Annotated in this window: 12 protein-coding genes; 8 read left to right on the top strand and 4 right to left on the bottom strand. The window is 69.0% G+C overall.

Features of this window, described 5'->3' with window-relative positions; genetic code table 11:
- Nucleotides 1-37: 37 nt before the first annotated feature.
- The gene (locus N1027_RS11210; RefSeq protein WP_372499707.1) at nt 38-1,876 is read right to left on the bottom strand and encodes a phosphoenolpyruvate carboxykinase (GTP); all 1,839 of its coding nucleotides are present in this window, start codon (nt 1,874-1,876) and stop codon (nt 38-40) included.
- A 112-nt stretch (nt 1,877-1,988) separates the two neighbouring features.
- Here N1027_RS11210 and N1027_RS11215 point away from each other — a divergent pair, with 112 nt between their 5' ends.
- Nucleotides 1,989-3,428, top strand: a complete 1,440-nt coding sequence (locus tag N1027_RS11215) for a helix-turn-helix domain-containing protein (protein WP_259507754.1) — start codon at nt 1,989-1,991, stop codon at nt 3,426-3,428.
- Nucleotides 3,429-3,994: 566 nt separating this feature from the next.
- Here the strand turns inward: N1027_RS11215 and N1027_RS11220 are convergent.
- On the bottom strand, nt 3,995-5,023 hold the full coding sequence (locus tag N1027_RS11220) for an App1 family protein phosphatidate phosphatase (RefSeq protein ID WP_259507983.1): 1,029 nt from the start codon (nt 5,021-5,023) through the stop codon (nt 3,995-3,997).
- A gap of 117 nt (nt 5,024-5,140) precedes the next feature.
- Between N1027_RS11220 and N1027_RS11225 the strand changes: the two genes are divergently transcribed.
- Nucleotides 5,141-5,785 (top strand): TetR/AcrR family transcriptional regulator, encoded by a 645-nt coding sequence (locus N1027_RS11225; protein ID WP_259507756.1) that lies wholly within the window; start codon nt 5,141-5,143, stop codon nt 5,783-5,785.
- Between the two features lie 19 nt (nt 5,786-5,804).
- On the opposite strand, the gene N1027_RS11230 is transcribed toward N1027_RS11225, so the two are convergent.
- Nucleotides 5,805-6,407 carry a histidine phosphatase family protein gene (locus N1027_RS11230; RefSeq protein WP_259507757.1) on the bottom strand — a complete coding sequence of 201 codons (603 nt, stop codon included), beginning with the start codon at nt 6,405-6,407 and terminating at the stop codon, nt 5,805-5,807.
- A 58-nt stretch (nt 6,408-6,465) separates the two neighbouring features.
- On the opposite strand from N1027_RS11230, the gene N1027_RS11235 reads away from it, so the two are divergent.
- The 6 genes from N1027_RS11235 (at nt 6,466) to N1027_RS11260 (ending at nt 11,605) form a co-directional block, all read left to right on the top strand.
- Nucleotides 6,466-6,819: an MmcQ/YjbR family DNA-binding protein gene (locus tag N1027_RS11235; protein ID WP_259507759.1), complete on the top strand. Its 354-nt coding sequence runs from the start codon at nt 6,466-6,468 to the stop codon at nt 6,817-6,819.
- Nucleotides 6,820-6,904: 85 nt separating this feature from the next.
- Nucleotides 6,905-7,945, top strand: a complete 1,041-nt coding sequence (locus N1027_RS11240) for a LacI family DNA-binding transcriptional regulator (protein WP_259507761.1) — start codon at nt 6,905-6,907, stop codon at nt 7,943-7,945.
- Between the two features lie 88 nt (nt 7,946-8,033).
- On the top strand, nt 8,034-9,185 hold the full coding sequence (locus tag N1027_RS11245; protein ID WP_259507762.1) for a Gfo/Idh/MocA family protein: 1,152 nt from the start codon (nt 8,034-8,036) through the stop codon (nt 9,183-9,185).
- Entirely contained in the window at nt 9,182-10,369 is a 1,188-nt protein-coding gene (locus N1027_RS11250) for a dihydrodipicolinate synthase family protein (RefSeq protein ID WP_259507764.1), read from the top strand. The genes N1027_RS11245 and N1027_RS11250 overlap by 4 nt, the downstream gene beginning before the upstream one ends.
- Nucleotides 10,366-11,325 carry a sugar phosphate isomerase/epimerase family protein gene (locus N1027_RS11255; RefSeq protein ID WP_259507766.1) on the top strand — a complete coding sequence of 320 codons (960 nt, stop codon included), beginning with the start codon at nt 10,366-10,368 and terminating at the stop codon, nt 11,323-11,325. Before N1027_RS11250 ends, N1027_RS11255 begins: the two co-directional genes overlap by 4 nt.
- A gap of 67 nt (nt 11,326-11,392) precedes the next feature.
- Nucleotides 11,393-11,605 carry a hypothetical protein gene (locus tag N1027_RS11260; protein ID WP_259507768.1) on the top strand — a complete coding sequence of 71 codons (213 nt, stop codon included), beginning with the start codon at nt 11,393-11,395 and terminating at the stop codon, nt 11,603-11,605.
- A gap of 3 nt (nt 11,606-11,608) precedes the next feature.
- Here the strand turns inward: N1027_RS11260 and N1027_RS11265 are convergent, their stop codons facing one another.
- Entirely contained in the window at nt 11,609-12,703 is a 1,095-nt protein-coding gene (locus N1027_RS11265) for a fatty acid desaturase family protein (RefSeq protein WP_259507770.1), read from the bottom strand.
- Nucleotides 12,704-12,758 lie beyond the last annotated feature (55 nt).

The following is a 12,758-nucleotide window of genomic DNA, read 5'->3' on the forward strand; positions in this document are numbered from 1 at the left end:
GCGCCAGTACGTGTCCGGGGCCCCGGAACAAAGATCTTCAGCGGATGTTCGCGCGCAGGGTCGCAAGCTCCCGCGTGAGCTGGGTGGGGAGGGTGCCCGCCTCGGCGAGCTCGTCGAAGTAGGCGCCGATCTGGTCGACCTCACGGCTCCAGGCGCTGCGGTCGACCGAGAGGATCGACAGGAGGTCTTCGTATTCCAGATCGAGGCCATCGACGTTGAAGTCGCGCACGCGGGGCAGCTTGCCGACGGGGGAGTCGACCACCTCGACCTCACCCTCGATGCGCCGCACGATCCACTCGAGCACGCGCGAGTTCTCGGAGAAGCCGGGCCAGATGAAGCGGCCGTCGGCGTCTTTACGGAACCAGTTGACCGAGAAAATCGGGGGGGCATCCGCTCCCAGCTGCTCGCCCACCTTCAGCCAGTGACCGAAGTAGTCGTTGATGTTGTAGCCGCAGAACGGCAGCATCGCGAACGGGTCGTGACGCAGGCGCCCGACCGCGCCTTCGGCAGCGGCGGTGGTCTCCGAGGCCATGGTGGCCCCAAGGAACACGCCGTGCGACCAGTCCCGCGCCTGCGAGACCAGCGGAACCGTGGTGGGGCGACGGCCGCCGAACATGATCGCGTCGATCACGACACCCTCGGGGGAGTCCCAGTCGTCGGAGATGGTGGGGCACTGGTCGGCGGTGACGGTGAAGCGGGAGTTCGGATGCGCGGCCGGCGTGGAGGCATCCGGAGTCCAGTCGTTGCCCTCCCAGTCGATGAGGTGTGCCGGCGCCTTGGGGGTGAGGCCCTCCCACCAGACGTCGCCGTCGTCGCGGAGTGCGACGTTGGTGAAGATCGCATTGCCCCAGACGGTGTCGACGGCGGTGGGATTCGTGGTGATGCCGGTTCCCGGCGCCACTCCGAAGAAGCCGCGCTCCGGATTGATGGCGCGGAGCTTGCCGTCGGCGCCTGGGCGCATCCAGGCGATGTCGTCGCCGATGGTCTCGACCCGCCAGCCGGGGATCGACGGGTTCAGCATCGCCAGGTTGGTCTTGCCGCAGGCGGAGGGGAACGCGCCGGCCACGTGGTAGACCTTGCCTTCGGGCGAAGTGATCTTGATGATCAGCATGTGCTCGGCGAGCCAGCCCTCGTCGCGGGCCATCACGCTCGCGATGCGCAGGGCGAAGCATTTCTTGCCGAGCAGCGCGTTTCCGCCGTAGCCCGAGCCGAACGACCAGATCTCGCGGGTCTCGGGGAAGTGGGCGATGTACTTCGTCGAGTTGTGCGGCCAGACCACGTCGTCGTGGCGGGTGCCGTCCTCGTCGATGAGCGGTGCGCCGACCGAGTGCAGAGCCGGAACCCAGGGGGTCTCCTCCTCGATCAGGTCGAGTGCGTCCGCGCCCATCCGAGTCATGAGCTGCATGCTCACGACCACGTAGGGGGAGTCGGTGATCTGCACGCCGAGCTGCGAGATGGGGCCACCCACCGGCCCCATCGAGAACGGCACCACGTACATCGTGCGGCCGCGCATGCTGCCGGCGAAGAGATGCGTGAGTTCTTCGCGCATGGCGAAGGGGTTGCGCCAGTTGTTGGTGGGGCCGGCATCCGCTTCGTTCTCGGAGCAGATGAACGTGCGATCCTCGACGCGCGCCACGTCGGCGGGGTCGCTGCGGGCGAGGAAGCTGTTCGGTCGCCACTCCGGGTTGAGGCGGATGAGGGTGCCCTGACTCACCATCATCTTGGTGAGCTCGTCCCACTCCCGGGTCGAGCCGTCGCACCACACGATGCTGTCGGGCTTCGTGAGTGATGCCACGTCGTGCACCCACTCGTTGACTGCGGAATTCTTGCTCGGGCCGTCTACATCGATCATGTGCCTGGTTTCGAGGATGCTCATCGGAGACCTTTTTCTCGTCAATTCTCTGGCGGTTCTTCCACTATGCGAGCAATCGCGAGTAAATTCGGGTCACCATCGCGAAAAGATCGGCCGATCTTTACAGGAGGAAAATGTGAGCGACAGCAGCGACCTCATCACGCTCGGGCGACGCATCCGTCATCACCGCAAGCAGAACGGGCTGACCCTCGATCAACTCGGCGCGAAGGTAGGGGTGGTGGGCAGCCAGCTCTCGCTGATCGAGAACGGGCGACGGGAGCCGAAGCTGTCGCTGCTCCAGGCCCTTTCGACAGCTCTGCACGTGCCGGTTCCCGATCTGCTGAGCGCCGAAGCTCCGGATGCGCGCACCGCGCTCGAGATCGAACTCGCCAAAGCGCAGCAGGCGCCGCTCTACGCCTCGCTCGGCTTGCCCTCGGTGCCGGCCAGTCGGGCGCTGCCGCTCGAGACCCTCGAATCGCTCGTGGGCCTGCACCGCGAACTGCGACGTCGCGCCATTGAGTCGATCGCGACGCCCGAAGAGGCTCGGCGTGCGAACACGGAGAATCGTCTCGCCATGCGGCAGAAGAACAACCACCTGCCCGAGCTCGAGCGACTGGCCGAGGAGACGCTCGCCACGGTGGGCCACACCTCGGGCGCGCTCACGCACCGCAGCGTCTCCCTGCTGGCCGAGAACCTCGGCTTCACACTGATCTACGTCGACAACCTGCCGCACTCGGCCCGATCGGTGACCGATCTCGAGAACGGGCGCATCTACCTGCCACCGGCGTCGATCCCCGGGGGGCACGGCCTCCGTTCGATGGCGTTGCAGGCGATGGCGCACCGCTTGCTCGGGCACCAGCCCCCGCAGAGCTACGCCGAGTTCCTGCAGCAGCGACTCGAGATCAACTACTTCGCCGCCGCGTGTCTCATGCCGCAGACGGCATCGGTCGCCTTCCTCCGTGCGGCGAAGCAGCGGAAGGACCTCTCGGTCGAAGACTTCCGCGACGCCTTCGGCGTGACCCACGAGGCGGCGGCGTTGCGCATGACGAACCTCGCCACCGCGCACCTCGACATGGAGGTGCACTTCCTGCGCGTGGGGGAGGACGGCGCGATCTACAAGGCCTACGAGAACGACGGACTGCCGCTGCCCGCCGACGTGACGGGTGCGGTGGAGGGCCAGCTGGTGTGCCGCAAGTGGGCCGCCCGCGGGGCGCTCGGGCGCACGAACCGCACCACCGAGTTCTACCAGTACACCGACACACCGGCCGGCACCTTCTGGTGCGCCACCCAGACCGGAAAGACGGATGCCGGTGAGTTCTCGATCTCATTCGGCGTGCCGTTCTCGCAAGCGAAGTGGTTCCGCGGGCGCGACACCCAGGGGCGGGTGCAGTCCACCTGCCCCGACGAGTCCTGCTGCCGCAAGCCCGACTCGGGCCTGGCCGAACGATGGTCGTCGGCCGCCTGGCCGAGTGCGAAGCTGCACGCGCACATCCTGGCGCCCCTGCCGTCGGGCAAGTTCCCGGGAGTGGACGAGAACGAGGTGTACCAGTTCTTGGAGGCGCACTCTGCTAGCTGACCGTGGGGGCCGTGCTTCGCGCGGCCTCCACGGGCGTCGCCGGTCCCTGACCGGCGCCGCGCGACATGTTCGCGTGCGGTCGCTGCCGCGGCCGCGCGCTCACCTTGGGTCGTCGAGTAGGGCCTGTTGCGTGCCGTGCCGCCCCGTCGTGTGCGAAACGACGGAGTTTCGGGCCCCAGAGCGGAAACGACGGAGCCTCAGCCCGCAGTTCCGCGCCCCCTCCGTCGTTTCGTTGAGCGTCCCAAGTGTTTGGGAAACGAGAGCGCAGGCCGCGGGCCGCGCTCGACGACCCAGGGTGAGGCCGAGGCCGCGTCAGCGACCTCAGCCGAACATGACGCCTCGCGCCGGGCAAGGACCGGCGCGAGCAATGAGCGCCGAGCTACCCGGCAGGGCAGCTCAGCGCGGGCAGTGGCGGGTCGGTACCTAGTCCCGCGCCCCAGGCGGCAGAGCGCCTAGCCCCGCGCCCCAGGCGGCAGAGCGCCTAGTCCCGCGCCCCAGGCGGCAGAGCGCCAAGTCCAACGCCCCAGGCGGCGGAGCGCCAAGTCCCGCGCCCCAGGCGGCGGTACCTAACCGAGCTTCGAGAGCTTGTCGCTGAGGCCCGCACCGTCGGGGGCGAAGACCCAGGGGGTGGCGTTCTCGGCGGGCACCTGGTCGAGTTTCGAGCGACCGCCGGCGAGCACCGCCTCGCTCGTGGAGAGCTGACGGATCGCGATCGCCCGCACGTGATCGGGGTGGTCGAGCGCGAACTCGCCGTAGATCTCCTCGTCGTGCTGCCCGTCGTCGCCGATCAGCACCCAGCGGATGTCGGGGAACTCCACGGCCAGACGCCGCAGATTCGTCTCCTTGTGCTCGCGTCCGCTGCGGAAGAAGCGGTCGTGCGTCGGCCCCCAGTCGGTGAGCAGTAGCGGACCCCGGGGGTAGAGGTTGCGGGAGAGGAACCGCGAGAGCGTCGGCGCGACGTTCCAGGCGCCGGTCGAGAGGTAGATGACGGGGGCTCCCGGATGCTCCGCCATCATCCGTTCGAGGAAGACGGCCATGCCGGGCGTGGGGATGCGTGCGTGCTCGTCGAGCACGAAGGTGTTCCAGAACGCCAGAAACGGCCGGGGCAATGCGGTCACCATCACGGTGTCGTCGATGTCGCAGACCACGCCGAAATCACTGTCGGGAGCGACGATGTAGATCGGAGCCTGCACGGCATCCGAGCCCTCCGTCTGCATGGTGATGGTGTGCCAGCCGGGGTCGAGCTCGACGTCGACGGCGGTGTCGACCACTCCTCCTCGGTCGGCCCGCACGGTGCGCACGATGCCTTCGACCTCGATCGTGACATCCACGTCGCCCACCGGAACACTGGTGAAGCTGCGCCAGCCGCGCACCCGTTCTTCGCGGCGGTGCATCTTGCGGGCGGCGCGCGACCCGGGTTTCGGCTGCTTCGTCAGCAGCACTCGGCCGAGCACCCGGATGCGAGTGGTGGAGCCGTAGCCGGTGTACGGAATGACCGTCGGAAGGTGCCCTCGACGCCTGGCCCACTTCATGCGGACGGCGTGGATCGTGTCGTCGATACGGGCGGCTCGATGCAGCCGAGGTGCCGCGACCATCTTTTCTGGCACGCAGTCAGTCTGTCACGTCTTCCCGACCGGCCGTCGTTCGTGTATGCGACTGCCAGCATGTCGGAACTAGACTTGGGTGTCAGGATTCGGGAAGGAACGGGCGGAGTGTCATTCAACGACCTAATCAACGGAGCGCTCACCTCGACCGGACAGGTTCGCAACGAGCCGGTCCAGGCTCGGAGCAGTGAGCGCATCGGTGCGCTCCTCGACGCAGCGTCGGCCGTGGTGGCCGAAGTCGGCATCGAGCGCCTGACCACAGCGATGGTGGCCGAGCGCGCCGGCGCGTCGATCGGCACCGTGTACCGCTACTTCCCCGACCGCATCGCGGTGCTCAGCGCCATGAGCCTGCGCGGCTTCGAGCGTTTCCTGCGACTCGGGGTCGAGAACCTCGATCGCGCGCGACCCACCACCGTCGACGGCGTGTTCGAATGCCTGATCGACGCCTCCGTGCAGCTGCACCGCACCGAGCCGGGTTACACCTCCATGCGACTGAGCGACGAGATCGCCCTGCCCGACGTGCAAGAAGGCACCGCCGCCGCGCGCATCGCCGGGCCGCTGGCCGCCATCCTGGCCGAAGAGTTCGGGATCGACGACGACGGATTGGCCGCTCGCCTCGACATCGCCCTCACCATCGCCGACGCCCTGCTCGTGCGCGCGTTCCTCGGTGCGCCTGAGGGGAACGAGGCCGCAATTGCGGCGGCTCGCGGGGTGGTTGCGTCTTATCTCGCGGGGACTACCGTTTCGGCTTAGCCAGGTACCCACCGGGCGGTCAGGTCGGGGTGTTGTCGAAACTCTCGACCTTCCAACCGGCGTCGACGGGCGTGAGGTCGGCCCAGCTCGCCGTGGGGACTGTTAGGTCGGCGAGGGTGGGGTTGAGCGAGAGCAGGAGGGGGCGGATGACGGCGTCGTGGGTGACCACGACCACGGTCTCGCCGGCGGCGCGGAGGGCGTCGAGTGCGGGGAGGGCCCGGGCGAGGACGGTGCTGGTCGGTTCGACACCGGGGGCGGCGTCGACACTGCCGAACTCGGCGACCACATCGGACTTCAGGTGGCCCGTCCACGGGCCGTAGTCGCGATCGTTGAACCGCTCGTCGGCGCGGTGGGGCGCACCCACCGCGGCTGCGATGGCCGAGGCCGTGCTGACCGCACGCTGCAAGGGGCTCGAGAGCACGAGCACGATGGGCTGACGCCCTGGGCGTGCTGCCTCGCGGGCGAGCGCCTCGCCGAGGCGAGCTGCTTCGGCGAGACCCGTCTCGTCGAGCGGCGGATCGGCGAGCCCACGCAGACGCCCCGCCGCGTTCAGGGCCGTGCGCCCGTGCCGGGCGAGGTACAGGGTCTGGCGGGTGGAGGCATCCGGGGCGCTCTCGGTCATGTGTGAAGGTTAGCGGGTGGCTCTGGCCGGTGTCGGTGGCCCCCGCTACGCTCGACCCATGAGCACGCGCATCTCCCGCGAAGAGGTTCTCGACGTGTGCGCCGGACTGCCCGCGACCGCCGATGTGCGGCCGTTCGGGCCCGAGACGTCGGTGTTCAAAGTGGTGGGCAAGGTCTTCGCGCTGACGAATCTCGACGACGAGCCGTGCACCGTGACGCTCAAGGCAGCACCTCCGCATGCCGAGGCCCTCGTGCGCGACCATGACTGGATCATTCCCGGCTACCACATGAACAAACGGCACTGGATCACCGTCACGCTCGGCCCGCAGACCGATGGCGAGCTCGTGACCGACCTCATCGTGAATTCCTACGACCTGGTGGTGGCGGGGCTGCCGCGAGCGAAGCGTCCCTGACGCCGCACTCGGCCGACTGCGTCGGTGCGGCGGTGGCGAGAGTACGCTGGAAGCGCTTACCGCAGGTGGCGGGGAGGGGGCGCACATGGATGACGTGACACGGGCATCCGTCACCCTCGCCGACGTCGCGGCGCACGCGGGCGTCTCTCTGGCCACGGCGTCGCGCGCCTTGAACGGCAGCGCCCGGACCGTGAAACCCGACCTGCATGCCCGGGTGGCCGCCAGTGCCCAGACGCTCGGGTATGTGGTGAACGCCCAGGCGCAAGCTGTGGCCAAGGGCGCCAGTCAGACCGTGGCACTCGTGCTCGGCGACATCGCCGACCCCTACTTCGCCGGTATCGCGGCGGGTGTGATCGCGGCGGCGCGTCGCCGACATCTGACGGTGACCATGGCGACGACCGGGTCCGACGCCGCCGACGAACGGGCGACGGTCGCGGCCCTCCGCGCCCAGAGGCCCCGCGCGATCGTGCTCGCCGGAAGCCGCCAGATCGACCGCGGCGAGGAGAACCTGCTCGATCGGGAGCTCGCCGACTTCCAGGCTCGGGGTGGCCGCGTCTCGTTCGTGGGGGAGGGTGCGCGCGCGGGCGACCCGGCGGCCCGCGTGGTCGACGTGCGCAACCGGAGAGGCGGCCGCGACGTGGCGGTGGCGCTCGTCGATCTCGGTTACCGCGACTTCGTGGTGCTCGCCGGATCGCCACTCCTCCTGACGCCGAGCGAGCGCACGGCCGGATTCCTCGAAGGAGCTGCGTCGGTGGGGCGGCCGGTCGCGCCGGATGCCGTGCTGACCGGGCCCTTCTCCCGTGACGGCGGCCACACGATGATGGCCGACCTCCTGGCAGGCGGACGCCGTCCCGATTGCGTGTTCGCCGTGACCGACGTCATGGCGGTGGGTGCCATGGCGGCGATCCGGGAGTACGGGCTCCGACCCGGAGCCGACATCGCGGTCGCCGGTTTCGATGACATCCCGATGCTGCAAGACGTGCATCCGGAACTCACGACGGTGCGACTGCCGCTGGCTGCGATCGGGGAGCGGGCGCTGGAGATCGCGCTGGCGGACGACCCGTCAGGCCTCGCGGAGGGCATTGTCGGCGCGGTCGTGCTGCGGGAGAGCACTCCCGGAATCTGATCCGTCCGGCTGGACGACGGCGCTGTTCTGTGCCAGGGTGGAAAGCGCTTTCCCGAATAGTGGACGGCACGACCAGAACGGAGACGATGTGTCGACGACGACCCTGCGCATCATCATGAACGGCGTCACCGGGCGCATGGGCTACCGGCAGCACCTCGTGCGCTCGATCCTTGCGATCCGCGCCGACGGGGGCATCCTGCTTCCGAACGGCGACCGCATCCAGGTGGAGCCGATCCTGGTGGGCCGCAATGAGGAGAAGCTCGCCGAGCTGGCCGCTCTGCACGGTGTGGCGGAATACACCACCGATCTGAGCGAGGCGCTCGCCGACGACACCGCCACCATCTACTTCGACGCGCAGGTGACCAGCGCGCGCAAGGATGCGATCCTCGCAGCGATCGCGGCCGGCAAGCACATCTACACCGAGAAGCCCATCGCCAACACCGTCGCAGACGGTCTCGAACTCGTCGCAGCGGCGAACCAGGCGGGTGTCATCAACGGCGTGGTGCACGACAAGCTCTACCTGCCGGGCCTGCTGAAGCTCAAGCGCCTCATCGACTCGGGCTTCTTCGGCCGCATCCTCAGCGTGCGCGGCGAGTTCGGCTACTGGGTGTTCGAGGGCGACTACCTGCCGGCGCAGCGGCCGTCGTGGAACTATCGCGCCGAAGACGGCGGCGGCATGACCCTCGACATGTACTGCCACTGGAACTACGTGCTCGAGAACCTCTTCGGCCGCGTCGAGGCCGTGTCGAGCAAGGCCGTCACCCACATCCACGAGCGCTGGGACGAGCACGGCAACCGCTACGAAGCCACCGCCGACGACGCCGCCTACGGAATCTTCGAGCTCGAAGGCGACATCATCGCGCAGATCAACTCCAGCTGGGCGGTGCGGGTCGACCGCGGCGAACTGGTGGAGTTCCAGGTCGACGGCACACACGGTTCGGCCGTCGCCGGGCTGTTCGGCTGCAAGGTGCAGCCCCGCGTCAATACCCCCAAGCCGGTGTGGAATCCGGATCTGCCGACGGATCAGGACTTCTCGTCGCAGTGGACCCAGATCCCCGACAACCAGGAGTTCACGAACGGCTTCCGGGCGCAGTGGGAGCAGTTCTTGCAGGATGTCGTGGCCGACCGGCCGCACGCCTACGACCTGGCCGCCGGGGTGCGCGGGCTTCAGCTCGTGGATGCCGGGCTCACCTCCTCGGCGGAGGGCCGCCGGGTCGAGATCGAGCAGGTCGCCCGGTGACCACGGCGACAGGTCGTCGGCTGTCCATCCCGACCACCGAGGGGTGGCGGGAGATCGAGCTGAACGCGCCGCGCGACTGGACCGCGCATCCGGAGCCTTACTCCTCCCGCGTGGCCTTCGCTGCGGCGCACGTCGTGGCCGACCCGCACGGGAACAACGTGCCCGGAGCACCGGCCGCGATCGACTGGGACGCGACCCTCGGCTTCCGGCGCCGACTCTTCGAATACGGTCTCGGTGTCGCCGAGGCGATGGACACCGCGCAGCGCAACATGGGGCTCGACTGGCCCGCCATCCAGCAGCTCGTCTCGCGTAGCGCCGCCCAAGCAGCCGAGTTCGGCGCACGCATCGCCTCGGGCGCCGGCACCGACCACCTGCCCGATGCGGCGACCGCGGCGACGCCCGCCAGCCTGGCCGCGGTCGAGGCCGCCTACCTCGAACAGGTGGCCTTCGTCGAGGGCACGGGTTCGCAGGTCATCGTGATGGCGTCTCGCCACCTCGCGCGAGCCGCGGCGGGGCCCGACGACTACCTCGCCGTCTACGACCGCATCCTGAGCCAGGTGTCGCAGCCGGTCGTGCTGCACTGGCTCGGCGAGGCCTTCGATCCGCAGTTGCGCGGCTACTGGGGGTCGACGGATGTCGGAACCGCGACCGAGACCTTCCTCGGCCTGGTGCGCGCCCACGCCGCGAAGGTCGACGGCGTGAAGGTGTCGCTGCTGGATGCCTCGCACGAGATCAGCTTGCGCCGCGCGCTGCCCAAGGGCGTGCGCCTCTACACCGGCGACGACTTCAACTACCCCGAGCTGATCCGCGGCGACGACGAGGGCCACTCGGATGCGCTGCTCGGCGCGTTCGCGGCCATCGCGCCGGCTGCCTCCGCGGCTCTCGCGGCCCTCGACGACGGCGATCTCGCCCGCTACGACGCCGAGATGGCACCGACGCTCGCGCTGTCGCGGCACATCTTCGAGGCGCCCACCTTCTACTACAAGGTCGGCATCGCGTTCACCGCGTGGCTGACCGGAGCGCAGAGCGGGTTCCAGATGGTGGGTGGACTGCAGTCGGCCCGGAGCCTGCCCCACCTCGCCCGCGTGTTCGAGCTGCTCAACGACGCCCGGTTGCTTCCCGACCCCGAGCTCGCGGTGCACCGCCTCGGGCTCGTGGCCGATTCGCTGGGAGCGCGCCGATGAGCGACGCATCCAGCGACGTGCTGGTCGAGACCGCTGTCGACGTTCCGAGCGGCCTTCCCGCGCGCATCCCGACGCCGCAGCCCGGCGACCCGCGTCTCGCGCGGCTCTCGCTGAACCAGCGCACCACCGCGAACTGGAGCCTGCGCGAGGCGATCGACGGCACGGTCGCTGCCGGTCTCGGCTCGATCGGTCTCTGGCGCGAACCCGTGGCCGAGGTGGGTCTGGCGACCGCGGTGGAGTGGGTGCGGGCATCCGGTGTCCGCGTGTCGTCGTTGTGTCGCGGGGGGTTCTTCACCGCCGCCGACCCGACGGCCCGCCGCGCAGCCCACGACGATAACGTGCGGGCGATCGAGGAAGCGGCGGCGCTCGGCGCCCGTACCCTCGTGCTGGTGCCGGGTGGCCTCCCCGAGGGGTCGAAAGATCTCGCGGGCGCCCGGGCGCGCGCGGCCGAAGCCATCGCCGCGCTCGCGCCCGTGGCGAAGCGGCACGGCGTCGTGCTCGGCATCGAGCCGATGAACCCGATCTTCGCCGCCGATCGCGGAGTGGTCTCGACGCTGGGGCAGGCTCTCGACATCGCCGAGCAGTTCCCGGCCGACGAGGTGGGCGTCGTGGTCGACACCTTCCATCTCTGGTGGGAGCCGGCGGTCGAGGAGCAGATCATGCGGGCATCCGATCGCATCGTGAGCTACCAGGTGTGCGACTGGATCACGCCTCTGCCGGCCGACACGCTGCTCTCGCGCGGGATGATGGGCGACGGTCACATCGACTTCCCCGGCTTCACGTCGGCCGTGACGGCGGCCGGCTACACGGGCGACGTCGAGGTCGAGATCTTCAACGCCGACGTCTGGGCAGCGCCGGGCGCCGCGGTGCTGGCCACCCTGGCGCGACGCTACCTGGAGCTGGTCGAGCCGTGGCTCGGAGCCGCAGGCCTCGACACGGTGCGACCCAGAGCGTAACGTGGGTGCACCGCAGCCTGCGCCCAGACCCCGCCCTGGTGAACCCGCACCGAGCTTGGGACCCACAATGGACAAAGGTTATTGGACCGATGAGGTGGCCGCATTGGCGGTCATGACTCCGGTCGACGAGATCCACATCGACGAGATACCGTCGGAGCAGTTGCGCCGGCTGGCGGTGATCCTCGAAGAGATACGGCACGATCGGCAACCGCCGGGGCCCGCTTTCGAGGTGCGCTACCGGCAGATCCGGCACCTGCTCGAGACCGGCCAGCCCGACTAGCGCTCAGATCGCCTGTCGCTGGGCCGCCAGCGGGCACTCGAAGGGGTCGCGTTCGCCCAGTCCGACGTGGTTGATGTAGCGCAGCACGATGCCATACGACTCGAACAGACCGGTCTCCAGGTAGGGCACGTCGCGGTCGCGGCAGTAGGCGGCGACGATCGGTGCGGCCCGACGCAGGTGCGGCCTCGGCATCGACGGGAAGAGATGATGCTCGATCTGGTAGTTGAGTCCGCCCATCGCCACGTCGATCACGCGGCTGCCCCGGATGTTGCGGCTCATCATCACCTGCCGGCGCAGGAAATCGAGCTTCATCGATTTCGGCACCAGCGGCATTCCCTTGTGGTTCGGGGCGAACGACGACCCCATGTAGAACCCGAACAGGCCGAGCTGAACACCGAGGAAGGCTGCAGCCACGCCGGGGGAGAGCACGAGGAACGTCAGGGTGACGAAGCCGCCGATCCGGATGGCGAGGAACGCGATCTCGACGGCGCGCCGTTTGAGCGGCTCCCCGCTGAACACCCGGCGCACGCCGGAGGCATGAAGGGACAGGCCCTCCAGCAGCAGGATCGGGAAGAAGAACGCTCCCTGGTGCGCCATCAGCCACGACGCGAGTGGGCCGCGCCGCCGGTCGACCTGCTCGGGCGTGAAGGCGATGACGGGCAGCTCGATGTCGGGGTCGGAGCCCTGCTTGTTGGGGTTGGCGTGGTGGCGGGTGTGCTTGTGCTGCCACCATCCGTAGCTCAGGCCCACGAAGAGGTTGCCGAGCACCAGTGTCGTCCAGTCATTCCATCGCCCGGACTGAAAGATCTGCCGATGGGCGGCGTCGTGGCCGAGGAACGCCGTCTGGGTGAACAGTACGGCGAAGACGGCCGCCGTCGCGAGCTGCCACCAGGTGTCGCCGATCTGCACGAACACCCAGATGCACACGGCAAAAGTGACCGGAACCAGCAGCAGCTTGGTCCAGTAGTAGCCGTAGCGGCGGCGGAGCAGTCCGGACTCCTGGATGCGCTGCGCGAGTTCCGTGAACTCGCTGTTCCCGCGACGCGGCGTCGGCGTCTGGGGAAGAGAATCGACTGTGCTCACGAAGGCCCCTGCCATCTGCGGCACTGGCCGGAGCGGCCAGCTGCATCGCAACCGGGTCCGGGGTACGTCT

Source organism: Herbiconiux aconitum (assembly GCF_024979235.1).
GTDB lineage: Bacteria > Actinomycetota > Actinomycetes > Actinomycetales > Microbacteriaceae > Herbiconiux > Herbiconiux aconitum.